Annotated in this window: 17 protein-coding genes; 15 read left to right on the top strand and 2 right to left on the bottom strand. The window is 37.7% G+C overall.

From position 1 onward, the window contains the following. Positions 1-218 (bottom strand): 30S ribosomal protein S20 (gene rpsT, locus ACYQ1N_RS07150; RefSeq protein ID WP_459834360.1); only part of this gene is annotated, 218 nt, incomplete at its 3' end. 306 nt (positions 219-524) lie between these two features. Here rpsT and pepD point away from each other — a divergent pair. From pepD to ACYQ1N_RS07085, 13 genes are all read left to right on the top strand, one after another. Then, positions 525-2,003 (top strand): beta-Ala-His dipeptidase, encoded by a 1,479-nt coding sequence (gene pepD, locus ACYQ1N_RS07145; protein ID WP_459834358.1) that lies wholly within the window; start codon positions 525-527, stop codon positions 2,001-2,003. 372 nt (positions 2,004-2,375) lie between these two features. Further along, positions 2,376-3,251: a DUF5688 family protein gene (locus tag ACYQ1N_RS07140; RefSeq protein ID WP_459834356.1), complete on the top strand. Its 876-nt coding sequence runs from the start codon at positions 2,376-2,378 to the stop codon at positions 3,249-3,251. 163 nt (positions 3,252-3,414) lie between these two features. Then, on the top strand, positions 3,415-3,660 hold the full coding sequence (locus tag ACYQ1N_RS07135; protein ID WP_459834354.1) for an HPr family phosphocarrier protein: 246 nt from the start codon (positions 3,415-3,417) through the stop codon (positions 3,658-3,660). A 114-nt stretch (positions 3,661-3,774) separates the two neighbouring features. Next, positions 3,775-6,405 (top strand): valine--tRNA ligase, encoded by a 2,631-nt coding sequence (locus tag ACYQ1N_RS07130; protein WP_459834352.1) that lies wholly within the window; start codon positions 3,775-3,777, stop codon positions 6,403-6,405. A gap of 10 nt (positions 6,406-6,415) precedes the next feature. Further along, a complete protein-coding gene (gene rimO / locus ACYQ1N_RS07125; RefSeq protein ID WP_459834350.1) occupies positions 6,416-7,771 on the top strand; it encodes a 30S ribosomal protein S12 methylthiotransferase RimO in 1,356 nt (451 codons plus the stop codon). Positions 7,772-7,782: 11 nt separating this feature from the next. Continuing rightward, entirely contained in the window at positions 7,783-8,322 is a 540-nt protein-coding gene (gene pgsA / locus ACYQ1N_RS07120; protein WP_459834348.1) for a CDP-diacylglycerol--glycerol-3-phosphate 3-phosphatidyltransferase, read from the top strand. A 176-nt stretch (positions 8,323-8,498) separates the two neighbouring features. Continuing rightward, a complete protein-coding gene (recA, locus tag ACYQ1N_RS07115; protein WP_459834346.1) occupies positions 8,499-9,578 on the top strand; it encodes a recombinase RecA in 1,080 nt (359 codons plus the stop codon). A gap of 38 nt (positions 9,579-9,616) precedes the next feature. Then, entirely contained in the window at positions 9,617-10,255 is a 639-nt protein-coding gene (locus ACYQ1N_RS07110; RefSeq protein ID WP_459834344.1) for a regulatory protein RecX, read from the top strand. Positions 10,256-10,352: 97 nt separating this feature from the next. Then, positions 10,353-11,900 (top strand): ribonuclease Y, encoded by a 1,548-nt coding sequence (gene rny / locus ACYQ1N_RS07105; RefSeq protein WP_459834342.1) that lies wholly within the window; start codon positions 10,353-10,355, stop codon positions 11,898-11,900. 394 nt (positions 11,901-12,294) lie between these two features. Further along, on the top strand, positions 12,295-13,554 hold the full coding sequence (locus tag ACYQ1N_RS07100; RefSeq protein WP_459834364.1) for an aspartate aminotransferase type Ic: 1,260 nt from the start codon (positions 12,295-12,297) through the stop codon (positions 13,552-13,554). Positions 13,555-13,737: 183 nt separating this feature from the next. After that, positions 13,738-14,535: a pyrroline-5-carboxylate reductase gene (gene proC / locus ACYQ1N_RS07095; RefSeq protein WP_459834340.1), complete on the top strand. Its 798-nt coding sequence runs from the start codon at positions 13,738-13,740 to the stop codon at positions 14,533-14,535. Between the two features lie 109 nt (positions 14,536-14,644). Next, positions 14,645-15,556 carry a homoserine O-acetyltransferase MetA gene (gene metA / locus ACYQ1N_RS07090; protein ID WP_459834338.1) on the top strand — a complete coding sequence of 304 codons (912 nt, stop codon included), beginning with the start codon at positions 14,645-14,647 and terminating at the stop codon, positions 15,554-15,556. A gap of 89 nt (positions 15,557-15,645) precedes the next feature. Next, entirely contained in the window at positions 15,646-16,185 is a 540-nt protein-coding gene (locus ACYQ1N_RS07085; RefSeq protein WP_459834337.1) for a hypothetical protein, read from the top strand. 93 nt (positions 16,186-16,278) lie between these two features. Here ACYQ1N_RS07085 and ACYQ1N_RS07080 read toward each other — a convergent pair whose 3' ends face one another. Then, positions 16,279-17,106, bottom strand: coding sequence for a histidinol-phosphatase HisJ family protein (locus ACYQ1N_RS07080; RefSeq protein ID WP_459834335.1), 828 nt, complete (start codon positions 17,104-17,106; stop codon positions 16,279-16,281). A gap of 414 nt (positions 17,107-17,520) precedes the next feature. Between ACYQ1N_RS07080 and gap the strand changes: the two genes are divergently transcribed. After that, positions 17,521-18,549: a type I glyceraldehyde-3-phosphate dehydrogenase gene (gene gap / locus ACYQ1N_RS07075; protein ID WP_459834333.1), complete on the top strand. Its 1,029-nt coding sequence runs from the start codon at positions 17,521-17,523 to the stop codon at positions 18,547-18,549. Between the two features lie 113 nt (positions 18,550-18,662). Further along, the gene (locus ACYQ1N_RS07070) at positions 18,663-19,862 is read left to right on the top strand and encodes a phosphoglycerate kinase (protein ID WP_459834331.1); all 1,200 of its coding nucleotides are present in this window, start codon (positions 18,663-18,665) and stop codon (positions 19,860-19,862) included. The last annotated feature ends 71 nt before the right edge of the window (positions 19,863-19,933 follow it).

Here is a 19,933-nt window from a genome sequence, read left to right as displayed (position 1 = left end):
GCAGCCGTATTTTTGTGGAAGATATGCTTAGAAGCACCTTTCTGAATGAGGCTTGTAGCATGAACTAATGCAGCGTTTGCTGTTTCCTTATCGTTAGCTTCAACAGCAGCGAGCACCTTTTTAACAGCTGTCTTAACTTCGCTCTTGAAAGCTTTATTTCTTTCAGCTCTTGCGTTATTAGTTAAAATTCTCTTCTTTGATGACTTAATATTTGCCACTTTTAATTCCTCCCATATTACTTATTGTAATAATCTTTTATTCGTTAAACATACTTTGTAATTCTATTATAATGAATCGCCAGGTGTCAATAGTTAATTAATATTTATTGTATTTTATTACCGGAGCGTTATGACATAACCGCACAGGATAAATTATTTTATAAAAATTTATCCTGTATAATAATTGAGTTATTGTATAATACTGTTACAGAATTAATTAAGTAAAGTCCAAATGACTCATTTTTTCAAATTATTAATCAAAAGTATATTGATTATAATAACATTGTAATTTTACGGAGGGTAGACATGTTGGAGACAGAGTATTTAAAGGGAGAAAGCTATTTCAGATTCTTTAAGGAGATAAGCAGTATTCCGAGAGGTTCGGGTAATACGGAACAAATACAGAAGTATCTCATTAACTTTGCGGAAAGAAAAAATCTTAATTATGCATGTGATGAGATTGGAAATATTGTTATATATAAGGATAAAAGCGCGGACTCAAAATCAAATGCTCCTGTAATACTGCAGGGACATATGGATATGGTTGTAGTAAAGACGAAGGACTCGGATACGAATCCGGAGGTTGACGGAGTGACTTTGTCCGTTGACGGAGACTGGATTAAAGCCAAGGGTACAAGCCTTGGAGCCGATGACGGAATAGCAGTCAGTTATATGCTTAGTATCCTTGATAATGATAAACTTTCACATCCTCCGATAGAGGCTCTTTTTACGGTGGATGAAGAAACAGGGATGCTTGGAGCAAAAGATCTTGACATGTCGCTGTTAAGGGGTAAAAGACTTATTAACATGGATTCCGAAGAAGACGGCATTGTATATGTAAGCTGTGCCGGAGGTATAGATGTTAAAGCAGCGGCAGAAAGTGAAATGGAACATGTTAAAGGAGATATAATTTCTTTTACCGTGAGCGGTTTGACGGGCGGTCATTCCGGAATGGAAATTGACAAGGGCAGAGCGAATGCCGCAATTATTACAGCGAAAATAATAAATGACATTATAGATGCCGATTTTAAACCGCATATTATAAGTATTCATTCCGGAGAGCAGGATAATGCAATTGCCACTGACGGAAATACAAGTTTAATCATACCTGAAAGCATAAAGGATTCTCTGGGAGGAGTTGACTCTTTAAAAGAAAAGCTGTTATCAATAGCCGATAAATATATCTTACAATATGAAGAAACGGATCCGGATATGCAAATATCGTTCAACTACGGCGGAGTTCATGTAAAGAGAGCATATACGGTGCAGGCTACGGCAAGATTTATTCATTGCATATGTGAGTTGCCTAACGGCGTTATAAGCATTTCAGAACAATTGGAGAACCTTCCGGAGACTTCTCTTAACTTAGGTATTATGCGTGTAAATGAAACTTCAGCCTCCGCTTCATACCTGGTAAGAAGTAATTCCGATGAAAAGAAGAAAAATCTTGTTGCCGATATGAAAAAGATTGCAAAGAAACATCATTTAAAGACATATTTATACAATGATTATCAGGCTTGGGAGTACAGGGAAGAATCTGAAATAAGAGATATTATCGTGGACTCATATGAAGAAATAACCGGTACAAAACCGCTTGTTAAATCAATACATGCAGGTTTGGAATGCGGAATATTGACGGCAAAGAGACACAGCCTGGACTGTGTGTCAATCGGTCCGGAAATACTTGATGTGCATACTTATAATGAAAAAATGAGTATTTTGTCGGCAAAGAAGAATTATAAAGTTATTACAAAAGCGCTTGAAAAGCTTGCGGAAAAGGAATAATTAACTTTAAATACGGCTCGCAGGCCGAAAAAAAGATACCCTCGGTATTCAATCGGAGGATTACAACAGATTTGGATAATTAATGATTAATCTGTTACAACCTTCTGATACCGGGGGTGTTTTTTCGATAAATTCGGAAATACCTTAAGCGCAGATATAATCTATAATATGAAGTACACTTTATTGATTGTATATTATTGTTAAATGCTGAATATGATTGAGAGATTATTTGTACAATACGATGTGATTGAAAAGTAAATTAAATCCCTAATTGACATAAAAGCGAACATTTGTTAATTTCAATTTATCTTAAGTTTTATTTTTCATTTTAGCTGTTCAGCTTATTTTTTCATTTTTCAAAGGAGTATTAATATGAATTACAGGGATTTTATCGAAACAGTAAGGACTCGTGCGCTTAAGGCGGCAGGTGATGAGGGAGAAGTTATAATCAACCGTGTTGTAAAGAATAATGATACGGAATTGGACGGACTTATAATAAGAGAAAAGGACTACAAGGTATCTCCTTCCATATATCTGAATTATTATTATGACAAATATTGCGGCGGCTGCAGTATGGATGACATTATGAATCAGATTCTTCATGAGTATTACACCCATAGGGATGCAATTCATTTTGATCCGCTGTTATTTGAAAAATTTGAAAATATCAGAAACAGGATAGCGTTTAAAATAATAAATTACAACAGTAACAAAAAGTATCTAAGAGATATTCCGTTTAAAAGGTTTTTGGATCTGGCAATAGTATATTATGTTGTCTTTGACGAATTTATGGGTAAAAAGGCAACCGTCACAATTAACAATTCATATATCAGAAAGTGGGGAATTACGGATGAGGAATTGGAGAAACAGGCATTAAATAATACGGCGTCCATTCTCAGATATTCAATAAAGCCCCTTGCAACCCTTCTCAGAGAACACGGTGAAACAATACCTTCGGATGATGATAAACAAATATATGTATTGACCAATGAAGCGAATTTTAACGGAGCGGCGTGCATATTATATAAAGATCTTCTGAAGAAAGTCAGCAGTGAGATAGAGTCTGATTTATACATAATTCCGTCTTCCGTTCATGAGGTCCTTATTATACCGAAAGCAGATAACATAACTTCTGAAGAACTAAGCAGGATGGTTCGCGAAGTTAATGAAACGGACCTTGAAAGAGAAGATATTCTTTCCGACCATGTATATGAATACAGTTATAAAAACGGATGTATTACAATGTAACGTATTTGACATTATTCAAAATCTCTTGTATATATTAAAGTTATATTGACATTTATGGGTATGTAATTGTTAAAAACAATAATAAAGTTTTGAACATTGTAAGTTATTCCTTTGGTAATGTAAGTCGGTTTTAATTATAATGTTCAGAATTTTTGGAGGGATTATGGATAAGACAGTTTTAGTTTCAGGAATGGGAGAATATAAGAATCCCATATCACAGCTTGTTCAGACGGCATGCAAGTATGATTCACATATAAATATTGAAAGCGGAAATAAGAGTATCAATGCCAAATCACTTCTCGGCGTGATGGCTTTAGGCCTTAAAGACGGCATGGAAGTGAACATAAAAGTTGAAGGAAATGATGCGGATGATGCTTTAAATGCAATCGCAGATTTCTTAACTGCATAATTTACTGCACAGGGGTTATATACAATCCCTGTGTTTTTGATTTTTTTATCTCATTATTTTATAATTAAAACAATTTGTAATTTTTACTTAAATATAACAGAGAGGTAATACATTTTGGATAAAACATACTCGCCGGATATAGAGGGCAGATTATATAAAAAATGGCTTGATAATAAGTATTTTCATGCAAGCGTTAACAATGATAAAAAACCGTTTACGATAGTTATGCCGCCGCCTAACGTTACGGGCAGATTACATATGGGACATGCTCTTGACAATACAATGCAGGACATACTGATAAGATTCAAGAGAATGCAGGGATATGAAGCTCTTTGGATTCCGGGAACCGACCATGCAAGTATTTCAACGGAAGTTAAAGTTACGGATGCGTTAAGAGCAGAGGGCATAGACAAAAAAGAAATAGGAAGAGAAGCCTTCTTAGAGAGAACCTGGAAATGGAAAGAAGAATACGGCGGAACCATTACTCATCAGCTTAAGCAAATAGGCGCATCCTGCGATTGGGACAGAGAGAGATTTACAATGGATGAAGGCTGCTCGGCAGCGGTTAGAAAAGCATTTGTAAATATGTACAATAAGGGGCTTATTTACAGAGGTTCCAAGATTGTTAACTGGTGTCCTGTTTGCAAAACTTCGATCTCCGATGCCGAAGTGGAGCATGTGGATCGTGAAGGTAAGTTTTATCATATTAATTACCCTATCGACGGTACGGACAGATTGGTTGAAATTGCAACCACAAGACCCGAGACTATGCTTGGTGATACGGCAATTGCGGTTAATCCGAAAGATGACAGATATAAAGATTTGGTGGGGAAGTTTGTTAAATTACCTTTGACAGACAGACTTATACCTGTTATTGAGGATGAGTATGTTGATATGGAATTCGGTACCGGTGTTGTTAAGATTACTCCGGCGCATGACCCTAATGACTTTGCCGTGGGAGAAAGACATAATCTTCCGCAGATAAATATTATGAACGATGATGCCACAATGAATGATAAATGCGGCAAATATGCGGGCATGGACAGATATGAGGCCAGAAAAGAAATCATAAAAGACCTGGAATCTCTCGGACTTATGGTTAAAATCGAAAGTCATAACCACAGTGTAGGTACTCATGACAGATGCGGAACAACCATTGAGCCTATGGTTAAAAAACAATGGTTTGTTAAGATGGAAGATCTTATAAAACCGGCAGCAAATGCAATAAAGAACGGAGATATCAGACTTATTCCGTCTAACATGGATAAGACATTTTATCATTGGACAGACAACATAAAGGACTGGTGTATCTCAAGACAGTTATGGTGGGGACATCAGATTCCGGCGTTTTATTGTGAGGATTGCGGGGAAATAACCGTATCTGAAGAAAAACTTTGCAAATGCCCTAAATGCGGCGGAAAAGTGACTCAGGACGAAGATACTCTCGATACCTGGTTCTCGTCTGCACTGTGGCCTTTCTCGACTCTCGGATGGCCTGAAAAAACAAAGGAATTGGAATATTTTTATCCTACGGATGTGCTTGTAACGGGATATGATATTATTTTCTTCTGGGTTATCAGAATGATATTCTCCGGATACGAGCATATGGGTGAGAGACCTTTTAAGGATGTGCTGTTCCACGGACTTGTAAGAGATGCTCAGGGACGAAAAATGAGTAAATCTCTCGGAAACGGTATCGATCCGCTGGATGTTGTTGAAAAATACGGAGCAGATGCGCTCAGAGGTTCTCTTATTTCAAACACAACGCCGGGCAATGACATGAGATTCTATGACGGGAAGGTGGAAGCTGCAAGAAACTTTGCCAATAAAATCTGGAATGCATCGAGATTTATCATGATGAACGATGAAGACGGTGCTGCAGATGCACATTCGGAGAAACCGGAAAACCTTACCGATGCCGATAAATGGATTATTTCAAGAGCCAATAAGCTGGTTAAGGATACTACCAACAATCTTGAAAAATTTAATCTGGGAATTGCATATGACAATATAGTTTCATTTGCATGGGATGAATTCTGCGATTGGTATGTGGAAATGGTGAAGCCCCGTCTTTACGATAAAGAAAATGAAACAAGGGCTGCAGCCGTATGGACGTTAAAGAAGGTTATGACGGATATTTTAAAATTACTTCATCCGTTTATGCCGTTTATTACGGAAGAAATATTCTGTAACATTCAAAATGCCGAAGAAACAATCGTTATTTCAAAATGGCCTTCATATACGGAAAATAATGTATATGCAAAGGAAGAACATGATATAGAAATTATTAAAGAAGCCGTAAAAGCAATCAGAAACATTCGTGCGGAAAAGGATGTTAAGCCTTCAAAACAGGTTCCCGTATATATTGTTTCGGATAATGACGATGTTGTGACTGCGTTTAACAACGGAAAGGACTTCTTTGCTTCATTATCAAAGGCGGGAGAAGTATATTTAACAAATTCAAAGGACAATGTTCCGGCGGATTCATGCTCTGCCGTTATTGAGGGAGCAGGAATATACATACCTCTTGCGGAGCTCGTTGACATTAAAGAAGAATTGGAAAGACTCGGTAAAGAGGTGGATAAGCTCAAGGGAGAAATTAAAAGATGCGAAGGGATGCTGAGTAACGATAAGTTTATTTCAAAAGCACCTGAAGCTAAGGTTAACGAAGAGAAAGCAAAGCTTGCCAAGTACAGGGAAATGCTTGAAAAAGTTGAAGCTGAAATAAGAGATTTATCCAAGTAAAGAGGGACTGATGAAAATATTATTTGTGTCACTTGGGTGTGACAAAAATTTGGTTGACAGTGAGCAAATGCTTGCATTACTGCTTAGGGACGGTCATACGATAACAGACGATGAAACTCAGGCAGACGTTATAGTTATTAACACCTGTTGCTTTATCGGCGATGCAAAGGAAGAGAGTATCGAAACTATTCTCGAATATGCCAAATATAAAGAAGACAACTGTAAGGCGCTGATAGTCGCAGGTTGCCTTGCCACAAGATACAAAGACGAAATATTGCAGGAGATTCCCGAGATAGACGCTATTATAGGGACTACGTCAACGGATAAAATAGCGGAAGCCATCGATTCGGCGCTTAAAGGTCAGGAGACTAAAGTGTTTGACGACATCGACAGACTTCCGATGATAGAAGAGAAGAGAGTAAGTTCAACCGGAGGATACTATGAATATTTAAAAATATCCGAAGGATGCGACAAGCATTGTACATATTGCATCATACCGAAAGTGCGAGGCAACTACAGAAGTTACCCGATGGAATATCTCATTAAACAGGCCGAGGATTTGGCTGAGGCAGGTGTTAAAGAACTTATACTTGTAGGTCAGGAAGTTACCATGTACGGAGTCGATCTCCATAAAGGACGAGGAAAAGGCAAGAAGAGACTTGCTGAATTAATATCAAAGCTTGCCAAGATTGACGGAATAGAATGGATAAGACTTCTGTATTGCTATCCGGAAGAAATTGACAATGAACTGATAGACGTTATGAGAACCGAGCCTAAGGTATGCCGCTATATTGATATGCCTGTTCAGCATGTATCTGACAGTATTCTTCACATGATGGGAAGAAATATGACTGAAAGTAAGGTGCATAAGGTCATTAAAAAATTAAGAAATGCCATGCCGGATATTTGTATAAGAACAACTCTTATTACAGGGTTCCCCGGAGAAACCGAATATGACTTCGCCGTATTAAAAGAGTTTGTTACGGAACAATATATAGACCGATTGGGAATATTTACATATTCGGAAGAAGAAGGTACGCCGGCGGCCAAGTTCTCACAAAAAGTTCCTCAGGAAGTCAAAGAACAGAGAAGAGATGTACTTATGGCATTACAGCAGGAAGTATCAAAAAAGATAAACAAGAGTTTTGTCGGTCAGAGAATGAAAGTCATTATAGACGGATACCTGCCCGAAGACGATGTGTATGTTGCAAGATCATACAGAGATGCTCCTAACGTTGACGGAAATGTATTTGTAACATTAAATGAAAATGATTCGAGAGAACTTATGTCAGGTACATTTTTGGATGTGGTTATTACCGATTATTCGGAATATGACCTGATTGCAAAAACAGTACAGGTTGACTAAACGGAGATTATATGAATTTACCTAACAAATTAACAATATTCAGAATAATATTGGTTCCGGTATTTTTAATATTTTTACTGGGACAGTTCGGGTATTGGGCCAATATTGTTGCGGCGGTTATATTTATTGCGGCAAGCGCAACGGATATGTTAGACGGATATATCGCAAGAAAATATAATATGATAACTAATTTCGGCAAGTTTATGGATCCGCTTGCGGATAAGCTTCTTGTGGATTCGGCGCTTATTGCGCTTGTGGCCCTCGGAAGAATAGAGGCATGGATAGTTATTGTAATTATCGGAAGAGAATTTATTATAAGCGGATTCAGACTGGTTGCTGCAGACAACGGGACGGTTATTGCCGCAAGCTTTTGGGGCAAGATAAAAACCGTATTTCAGATGGCTGCCACAATACTGCTGATATTTGATTTTTCGTGGTTCCCGATTTATCTGATAACACAAATATTAGTGTATATTGCGTTGGTTTTAACCGTAATATCGCTGATTGATTATCTAATCAAGAATAGAAACGTACTAAAAGACATAAAGTAATAAACAAAACACCTGTTTGACAAAACAGGTGTTTTGTTATATCATGAGCAGAACAAAAACTTTATGATAACGATTTATATGTTATCATCATAATTAAAGATCGGATATTATAAGATGATTTTATATATCGGCATACTTCGTTTACACATACACAATACAGAATTTTAGGAGATAATATGGATAACGAAACTAAAAGAGAAGAGAAGTTAAAAGCCATTGAAGCCGCTATTTCACAGATTGAAAAGGATTACGGCAAGGGTTCCATTATGTGCCTCGGCAATTACAGCGGGCTTGATATAAGTACAATTTCAACAGGATGTTTAAGCCTTGACATAGCTCTCGGAGTGGGAGGAATACCGAGAGGAAGAATTATAGAAGTTTACGGACCGGAATCAAGCGGTAAGACCACGCTTGCGCTCCACATGATAGCCGAAGCGCAAAAAGGCGGGGGTATTGCAGCTTTTATAGATGCGGAACACGCATTAGATCCCGTATATGCCCGAAATATAGGAGTAGACATCGATAATCTTTATGTTTCTCAGCCGGATAGCGGCGAGCAGGCATTGGAAATCGCCGAAACAATGGTCAGATCCGGAGCCATTGACATTCTTGTTATAGATTCCGTTGCGGCGCTTGTACCTAAACAGGAGATTGACGGTGAAATGGGAGATGCCCATATGGCTGTTCAGGCCAGACTTATGTCACAGGCGTTGAGAAAACTTACTCCTGTTGTAAGTAAGAGCAAATGCGCCGTGGTATTTATCAATCAGCTCAGAGAGAAAGTCGGAGTTGTATTCGGAAATCCTGAGACGACAGCCGGAGGAAGAGCACTTAAGTTTTATTCATCCGTAAGAATGGATATAAGAAAGAAAGAAATACTCAAACAGGGCGGAGAAGTTGTCGGCAATCACGTTGTTGTTAAAATTGTAAAAAACAAGGTTGCGCCTCCTTTTAAAGAAGTTGCGTTTGACATTATGTTCGGAACGGGAATATCAAGAGAAGGCGACGTGCTTGATCTTGCCACGGAGAAGGATATTATACAGAAGAGCGGAGCCTGGTTTGCATATAACGGAGAGAAGATAGGACAGGGACGCGAAAACGTAAAGAAGTACTTAAAAGATAATCCGGACATATTTGAAGAAATATCAAACAAGGTTATAGAAAAGATACAGTCCGATCCTAATTCCGGGTTTAAATATGCCGTAAATAATTCTGAAAACGAGGGTGAAGTCGAAGACGATTCCGACAGTGAATAATATATGAATATCCGTCATATATTTCATTTTAAAATATTATGAATTACATAGTTACAGATATAAAAAAGAAGAGCGGGAAATCCCGCTCTTCCGTTGTTTACATTAATTATGAAGACTCTTTTACGCTTTTTGATTCCGAAATATCCGAATTTGATATATCTGTAGACAAAGAGATAACCGAAGAATTAATGGAACATATATATAAAGATATATTGGAACCGAGATGTTATAAAAGAGCTCTCAATACAATTATCAGAAAGTCCGTAAGCGTATATGAAATGAAGCAAAAATTATCCAAAGACGGCTATCCCGAGTTAATATCGGATGCAGTAACGAAAAAGTTGATAAAGGAAAGGCTTCTTAATGATGAAAAATTTGCCGAAAGTTATATATCATATTATTCTCAAACCAAACCGGTGAGTATTATTAAAAGAGAATTATCAGTAAAGGGAATAAATGAGGAATTGGCAGACAGACTCATTGAAAACGAATGTCTTGCGGACAGTAATCATGAATACAATCTCTGTATGAAATTACTATCGAAAAAATACAACGGAAGTGAGAATGATTTTTCTTCCGTACAAAAAGCAAAGCAGTTTTTATACAGAAAAGGTTTTTCGTTTGACGTGATTAATAACTGTATTTCGGATTTCTTTGATGAAGAGCCTGATTATTGACATCGGCTTCATTTGTCGTTTGCATATAATATACTTAAGTGGTAGTATATTATGGATGTACTATGATTATATTACATTTTAATACGGGAGGAATATGATGTTAGCAGTTATTTTGTCAGTTGCTATTACGGCAGTAATTGTTGCATTCATTACTTGGCTGATTACCTCCAAATCAATAGAGAAGTCTAATAATGCTACCATCGGCAATGCAAAAGACAAAGCTGAAGAAATTATGGATTCAGCTAGAAAAGAAGCCGAAAATTTCAGAAAAGAAGCAGAGATTGAAGCTAAAGAGAGCGCGCTGCAGTTAAAAAATGAGCTTGAAAGCGAATACAGAGAACGCCGCAGCGAAGTTGCTCAGTATGAGAAACGAATAATTGCCAAAGAAGAAACTTTAGATAAAAGATACGATGTTTTAAAGGTTGAAGAGCAATCGGTTGAAAACAGGAAAAAGGAAATAGACGAATTATACGCCGAAGCCGAAAATATCAAGATTCAACAGGAAAAAGAACTTGAGAACATAGGTGGTCTGACCAAAGAAGAGGCAAGAACTTATATTCTTGAAAAAGCGGAAAAAGACGCAACGGAAGATGCCGCAAAATTAGTAAAGGCAATACAAAAAAATGCCGCTGATGACGCGGAAAAGAAAGTCAAAGACATTATAGTCAACGCTATCTCACGATGCGATATTGATCATGTGTCGGAAGCTATGATATCTGTTGTGGAACTTCCTAATGAAGAAATGAAGGGGCGTATTATAGGCCGTGAAGGTCGCAATATTCGTACATTCGAGAAAATGACAGGCGTTGAACTTATAGTAGACGATACACCGGAAGCTGTTGTTCTGTCTTGTTTTAATCCGATAAGAAGGGAAATTGCGAGAATTACTCTTGAAAAGCTTATTGTCGACGGAAGAATACATCCGACACGTATTGAGGAAATGCTTGAAAAATCGACAAAAGAACTCGATGACAAGATTAAAACCATCGGTGAGACAACACTTATGGATCTCGGTGTTCACGGTGTTCATCCGGCAATCGTCAAACTTATCGGAAGATTGCAATACAGATACAGTTTTGGGCAAAATGCGCTTAAGCATTCCGTTGAAGTATCTATTCTGTCGGGGCTTCTTGCCGCCGAAGTCGGAGAAGACGTGGCATTGGCAAGAAAGGCCGGATTATTGCATGACATAGGTAAGGCTCTGGATTTTGAGATGGAGGGCACGCATGTGCAGCTCGGTGCTGAAATATGCAGAAAGTATAAGGAATCACCGGTTGTTATTAATGCCATTGAATCTCATCACGGAGATGTTGAGCCTGACAATATGATATCATTGCTTGTGGAATGCGCAGACATGATATCAGCGGCAAGACCGGGGGCAAGACGTGAAGATATAGATGTATACATTAACAGACTTAAGAGGTTGGAAGAGATTTCCAATTCTCATGAAGAAGTTGTTGAATCATATGCCGTTCAGGCCGGAAGGGAAATCAGAGTTATGGTTTCTCCTGAAAAGATTGACGATGCGCATATGGAGTTGTTGGCTAAGGACATTGCCGATCAAATTGAAACGGAATTAGCTTATCCGGGCCAGATAAGAGTAAGTGTTATAAGAGAATCTCGAGTTGTTGAGTACGCCAAGTAATTAAGCTGCAATAAGATTTTATATAATTTAATTACACAGAGATTAAGTTATCTCTTTTAAGCCCTTATTGTCGCAGTTGCGACAATAAGGGCTTTTGTAATATAAAAAGTTTTTAAAGTATTTTATTGTTTAGTTTTACTTATCTTATATTTATGAATCATATGTTTTATATATAAAAATGATTCCACATCTATTTAATATATTATTTTTTACAGCTGAAATAATTAATAAAATAAACATTATATTGATTTTTACTTAACAAGAGTGTAATATTTAATTATATATACTTAAGTCAGTCAGATAAGTTGAATATGTATACATTGTAACAGGTAAGAGCTTAAAAATAAGTATAAATATACATTTGAAGGAGGATTGTTCTGTGCATTATACAGATATGAGCAGGGAAGAGTTGGTATCAATTCAGAAAGAGCTTATGCACAAATTTAATGAAATAAAGGGAAAAAATCTCAAGCTTAATATGTCAAGAGGTAAACCGTCGCCCATACAGTTAAAAGTATCATATCCGCTGCTGGACACTGTTACGTCCGAATCAGATCTTGTAGATGAAAACGGGGTGGATTGCTCCAATTACGGATGTCTTGAGGGTATAGACGGAGCAAGAGAGCTTCTCGCCGAAATGATCGGAACGGATAAGGAACATATGCTTGTGTTCGGCAATTCAAGTTTGAATATTATGTTTGATCAGATTTCAAGAGCATATACTCACGGCTATCTGGGACATGCTCCATGGTCAAAGTCGGACAAAGTAAAGTTTTTATGTCCCGTACCGGGATATGACAGACATTTTATGATTACAGAGCATTTCGGTATGGAAATGATAAATATCCCGATGACGGCAGACGGTCCGGATATGGATATGGTGGAGAAACTCGTTGCAAACGATCCGACAATCAAGGGAATGTGGTGTGTTCCTAAATATTCCAATCCGACGGGAATTACTTATTCCGATGAAACAGTGAAAAGGCTTGCGGCTTTAAAACCTGCCGCTCCCGATTTCAGACTTTTTTACGATAATGCGTACTGTGTTCATGATCTTTACGATGAAGGGGATAATCTTATCGATATTATTGAAGAGTGTGAAAAGAACGGTAACGAAGACATAGTATTTGAATTTGTTTCAACATCAAAAATCAGTTTCCCGGGCTCCGGAATAGCGGGAATGGCTGCAAGTAAAGCCAATATTGCCGATGTCAAAAGTCATTTACATTTTCAAACCATAGGACATGATAAGATTAATCAGCTTCGTCATGTGAAGTTCTTTAAGGACATGGACGGCGTAAAGAACCACATGAAAAAGCATGCTGAATTTATCAGACCGAAATTTGAAAAGGTTTTATCCGTTTTTGAAAGGGAACTCGGAGACCTGGGTGTAGGTACATGGACAAAACCGAAAGGCGGATATTTTATATCTTTTGATTCAACTCTTAATTGCGCCACGGATATTTATGATTTGTGTAAAGAAGGCGGTGTTACTCTTACTTCCGTGGGAGCGACATTTCCTTACGGAAATGATCCGGATGATTCAAACTTAAGAATTGCGCCTACATATCCTACAGTGGAAGAGTTGGAAGAAGCTGCGGAATTATTTACGGTTGCGGTTAAGTTGGCAAGCGTAAACAAGCTCTTAAAATAAGATTAAAGTATTGATTGATTCGAAAAATATAATTTAAGAATGTTAATAAAAGGAAGCGGGTGAATATTCATCAGAGATAAATGTCTCAAAGATGAGGCTCTCGCTTTTTTGAATTGAGTTATTATATGTAACATTATCACAGATTTGTATTGTTTTATTTGTTGTAATAACAGAGGGAAATTTATGGATAATATAGGATTTATCGGCACAGGCAATATGGGATATGCCATGTTAAAGGGAGCGCTTTTATCTGTTGCCCCGGAGAAAATAGGAATTACGGACAGGTCTTTTGAAAAAGCCGGCGGAATAGCGGAAAAGACAGGTGTACGTCATTTTGCGTCAAATGCGGATTGTGTAAAATCGAGTAAATATATTATTTTTTCCATTAAGCCGCAGGTATATGAAAATGTGGTAAATGAAATCAGAGAGTATATCGATGAATCTAAAATAATTATTTCGCTTGCTCCTAACATATCAGTTGATACCCTTATCGGTATGTTTGGGAAAAAAGTTCGTATAGTCAGACTGATGCCGAATACACCTGCCCTTGTGGGTGAAGGTATGACCGGATACTGTTATGATGACGGATTATTTGATGAAAAAGAAAAAGAGTTTTTGGAAGAATTTTTTAATTCTTTCGGAAGAGCCGTAAAAGTGTCTGAAAAGCTTATGAGTTCGGTAGTATGCGCAAGCGGATCTTCACCGGCTTATGTGTTTTTGTTTATAGAAGCTCTTGCGGACAGCGTTGTAAAATACGGTATGTCGAGAGATGATGCATATAAATTTGTTGCTCAAACGGTACTGGGCTCAGCAAAAATGGTTCTTGAATCCGGAGAACATCCCGGCGTGTTAAAGGACAGAGTATGTTCTCCGGGAGGTACTACCATAAGAGCCGTGGAACAACTGGAAGAACACGGGTTCAGAAAGGCGCTGTTTAAAGCAACGGAAGCCTGTTACAACAAGTGCGAGAATAAAGACTGATATGTGCGTGACCTTGTAAAAATAAGCGATGTATTGTATTATTATGCCAATTAACCATATGTAACTAAGATGATTACTTAATGCAAAACATATGTTAGGAGGTGATGCTGTGCCAATCAAAATACAGAGCGACCTTCCCGCAAAACAGCAATTAGAATCGGAAAACATTTTCGTAATGGATGAAAGCAGGGCATTATCCCAGGAGATTCGTCCTCTGAAAATTGTTATAGTCAATCTTATGCCGTTAAAGGAAGCAACAGAACTTGATCTTCTAAGATCGTTATCCAACACGCCGCTTCAGTTAAATGTAAGCTTTTTAAAAATGAAGTCACATGCTTCAAAACACACTAAAGCATCTCATCTTGAAAAGTTCTATATTTCATTCGACGAAATTAAGCATAAAAACTTTGACGGGATGATTATCACGGGAGCTCCCATAGAAAAGCTTGACTTTGAAGAAGTCAACTATTGGGACGAAATAACGGAAGTAATGGATTGGTCAAAGGATCATGTTACAAGTACGCTTCATATATGTTGGGCGGCTCAAGCCGGTATGTATTATCATTACGGCGTAAGAAAGCGTATGAAGAAAGAAAAGTTATCGGGTGTATATCTTCATCATGTAATACACAGAAAGGACCCTCTCGTAAGAGGATTCGACGATGTGTTCTATGCTCCTCACTCAAGATATACCGAGGTGTGCAGGGAAGATGTTCTGTCCAATCCTGTATTTAAGGTTTTGGCCGATTCAAGAGAGGCCGGATTATATCTTGTCACGGCTGAAAACGGCAAAAACGTGTTTGTTATGGGGCATCCGGAATATGACAGATTTGCCCTTGACAGTGAATATAAAAGAGATTTATATGCCAGATTAAAGCCGAATATTCCGGTACACTATTATCCTGACAATAATCCTGCAAAACGTCCGAGAATGCAGTGGAGATCACACGCAAATGCCCTTTATACAAATTGGATTAATTACTACGTATATCAGGTAACACCGTATATATTGGATGAATAAATTTATTACGGATATTATGATTTGTACTGTAATTAATTACAAAAATTTGATATAATTTCAATTACATTTTAGAGAAGGAGATTATGACAATGTCAATGAATGTGAGAGGTGTTGATAACGAAACACAGGATATTATTAATTTTTACATAGCTAACGGCTGGGAGGAGAACGAAGCCTTCAATATCGTTAAGCAGTTTAAAGATGAGATGTACAATACATTTGAGATTCTTTGTTTATGCTCACTTATGAAGCTTCTCAATACCACATATGTTAAGGGTAACGACGGAAAAGTTCCTAACCTTACAATAGTAAGTCAATATCCTAACGTTAAGATTTCAACGACTCAGGGTTCGCCTATTATGGGATTATTCAGTGTTCTCCCATCAGGCAGAATTTATGTTGAAGTCAGAGTTACGGACGGAGAAAGATATCGCTCTATTGACTGGATTGAATTTGCTGAAGTAAAAGAAGGAGCAGAGGGATATGATAAGTTCATCAAAGATTTAGCTTCAGGTGAATCATCATACCTTATGCTTAAGGACGGAACAAAATTCCAGCTTTCTGACATTAAGAGAGAAAACCTTGATTGGTATATCAATATGATTGCAGAATTATTGCCAAGAGGCTGATTTATTTCAGCACCGTAATTTATTTAAATAAAAAGCTGCACGCGCCGGTATTTCGGAGTGTGCAGCTTTTTATATATGTATATTGTGAAAATATTAAGACTCAAGAGTAATAAATTCAGGTTTTCTGTTTCTGAAAACGGTGCTGTATTTAAATCCGGTTTCAATAAGGAGTCCGTTAGCTTCTTTTACAAGTCTTCCCACATCGCCGGCTTTATGAGAATCGGCTCCTACGGTAATTATTTCGCCTCCGAGATCCTTATACATTTTCAATACGGATGTATTTGGATTATAATCACCGACATTACTTTTCCATGCGCCGGCGGTATTTATTTCTATACCTTTTCCTTTTTCGATAAGTGTCTTTAATATTTCACGAATCAGATCATACGGAAGCATTATTCCTATCTGACCTCTTGTATGATTACCGGGAACATATCTTACAATATAGTCCAAGTGTCCGTACACGTCAAAATTGGAAATGTTGCAAACGGAATCATACACGTTCTCAAAATATCTTCTTATGCGCTCTTTCGGTTCTCTTTCGGACCAAAAGTCTATGTAGTACGGATCGACTCCGTCAACTACGTGAGTCGAACCGATTATAAAATCATATTTATTCTCTTTATCGAAATTCTCAATAAGATCCGCGGCGCCGGGAGTAAGTCCCTGTTCGATTCCTATAAGAATATCAAGCTTATCTTTGTTTTTTTCTTTTAAATCGGATAAATATTCATAGTATGATTCCTGATCCAAATCGAATACGGATTTACCGTCGGGTGAAAAATAATTAAAATCATTGTGATCGGTAAAGCATATTCCCGACAATCCCATATCTGCGGCATTTAATACAATTTCTTCCGGATTCGATTCGGAATCCGAAGAAAATTTACTGTGCAAATGTAAATCATATAATTTATTCATTAAAAACCTCACATTTATTCAATATAATTTCTCAATAAATTATCACTTAAACGCTTCTTATGCGGTAAGAAAAGTATATATAAAAACATAATAAAGTCAAGAAACAATAGGTTTGCCGCATGATTTCAAAATGGTTTTCAAAAATCGAAAACCACATGATGGGAGCGTTATTGAAAATTGATGACGATTATGTATATAAAACCGAATACATTTGTTTGTAACAAAAAACAACTCCGTATATAATAACACAATAAAAGATAATTTATGAAAGAATATTGCGGGATTGCCTATGTATTAATGCATTAACCGTAAAAATGTCAAAAAAAAAGATGGCAAAAAACTTGCCAATCCATTATTGTTTAGATACAATGTAAATGTTTTGATTTATAACGGTAAGTTTTTAGGAGGGAAATAATGTCAGTAAAGGTTGCTATCAATGGTTTTGGGCGCATTGGAAGATTAGCTTTTAGACAGATGTTTGAAGAGAAGGATTTTGAAATTGTTGCGGTTAACGATTTATCCAAGCCTTCTGTATTGGCATATCTTTTAAAGTACGATTCAACACAGGGAAGAATCGTTAACTTCGGAGAGGAAGATTTAATTACGGCAGACGACGAAGCAGGCACAATTACGGTTAAGGGTAAGACTGTTAAGATTTACGGAGAGAGAGACGCAAAGGACCTCCCTTGGAAAGAATTGGATGTGGATTGCGTTCTTGAGTGTACAGGTTTCTATACATCGAAAGAGAAATCAATGGCTCATATTGAAGCCGGCGCAAAGAAGGTAGTTATTTCAGCACCTGCAGGTAATGATCTTAAGACGATTGTTTACAATACAAATCATACTACATTAACAAAAGACGATCAGATTATTTCTGCCGCATCATGTACAACAAACTGTCTTGCACCGATGGCTAAAGCTCTTAACGACTTAGTACCTATCGAATCCGGCATCATGAAGACAGTTCATGCATATACTGGTGATCAGATGCTTCTTGACAGCTCACAGAGAAAGGGCAATCTCAGAAGATCAAGAGCTGCGGGAATCAATATTGTTCCGTCATCATCAGGTGCGGCTAAGGCAATCGGACTTGTTATTCCTGAACTGAACGGCAAACTTACCGGTGCGGCCCTCAGAGTTCCTACACCTACAGGTTCAATTACAATGCTTTATGCGGTAGTTGACGGTGTTGTTACCGAAGAGCAGGTTAATGCGGCAATGAAGGCTGCAACAAACGAATCTTTCGGATATACTGAAGAGCATATTGTATCAAGCGACATAATAGGAATGCGTTTCGGTTCATTATTTGACGCTACATTAACATTATGCAGTCCAATGCCTGACGGTAAGACATTGGTTGAAGTATCGGCATGGTATGATAACGAGAATTCATATACAACACAGATGTGCAGAACAATTAAATATCTTGAAACACAGATTTAATTAATATATTTGTACCATAGTTAGCGGAATGGGGATGGCATATTGTTATATTTATGCTGTCCTTATTTTTGAGTAAATATATAGTAGTATAAATTTGGAGGGATTATTCCGAAATGCTTAATAAGAAGACTGTAGATGACATAAATGTATCGGGACTCAGAGTTCTTTGCAGATGCGATTTCAACGTTCCGATTGACAACGGCGTTATTACTGATGACACAAGAATAGTATCATCATTGCCGACAATTAAAAAACTTATTGCAGACGGCGGAAGGGTTATTCTCTGCTCACATCTGGGCAAGCCTAAGGGCAACGTGGTTCCTGAGCTCTCCCTTGAACCTGTGGCAAAAAGACTTTCAGAATTACTCGGAACGGAAGTGAAATTTGCAAATGACGACAATGTTGTCGGAGAAAATGCAAAGAAAATCGTAAGCGAACTGAAGGACGGAGAAGTATGTCTTCTTCAGAATGTGCGTTTCAGACCGGAAGAAACAAAAAACGAAGATTCATTTTCAAAGGAATTGGCATCACTTTGCGATGTGTATGTAAATGATGCATTCGGTACGGCACACAGAGCTCACTGTTCCACGGCAGGAGTATGTAAGTTTGTGGATCACTGTGTTATCGGATATCTTATGAAGCAGGAACTTGATTATCTCGGAAGCGTAACCAATAATCCTAAGAGACCTCTTGTTTCAATTCTCGGAGGAGCAAAGGTATCATCAAAAATTTCCGTTATTTCAAATCTTCTTGAGAAGGTGGATAAGCTTATTATAGGCGGCGGTATGATGTTTACGTTCATCAAGGCCATGGGCGGAAACGTAGGTAAGTCCATTGTTGAGGAAGATTACATTGATTATGCAAAGGAAATGATATTCAAGGCCGGAGCTTTGGGAGTACAGTTGTTATTCCCGATCGATGTCGTTGTAACAAAAGAGTTCTCAAACGATGCGGAATACAGAGTAGTAAAAGCAAATGAAATTGCGGATGATGAAATGGGAATGGACATAGGACCAAAGACAAGAGAATTATTTGCCAAGGCCCTTGAAGGTGCCGGAACGGTAATTTGGAACGGACCTATGGGTGTATTCGAATTTCCTAATTTTGCAAAGGGTACAATTGCGATTGCCGAGGCCATGGGTAATCTTAAAGATGCCATAACAGTTGTCGGAGGAGGTGACTCCGCGGCAGCCGTTAATCAATTGGGATACGGAGACAGATTTTCTCATATTTCAACAGGCGGCGGAGCGTCTCTTGAATTCCTTGAAGGCAAGGAACTTCCGGGTGTTAAAGCAGTAGATAATAAAGACTGATTTTAATGTGATTTTAATTAGCCTCTTATGTAAAGAGCATATATGCAATATACTGATTCGAACAGATTTTA

The organism is Howardella ureilytica (assembly GCF_054657495.1).
Note: the sequence above shows the minus strand (reverse complement) of the source record. Positions and strands in the feature narration are given on the sequence as shown.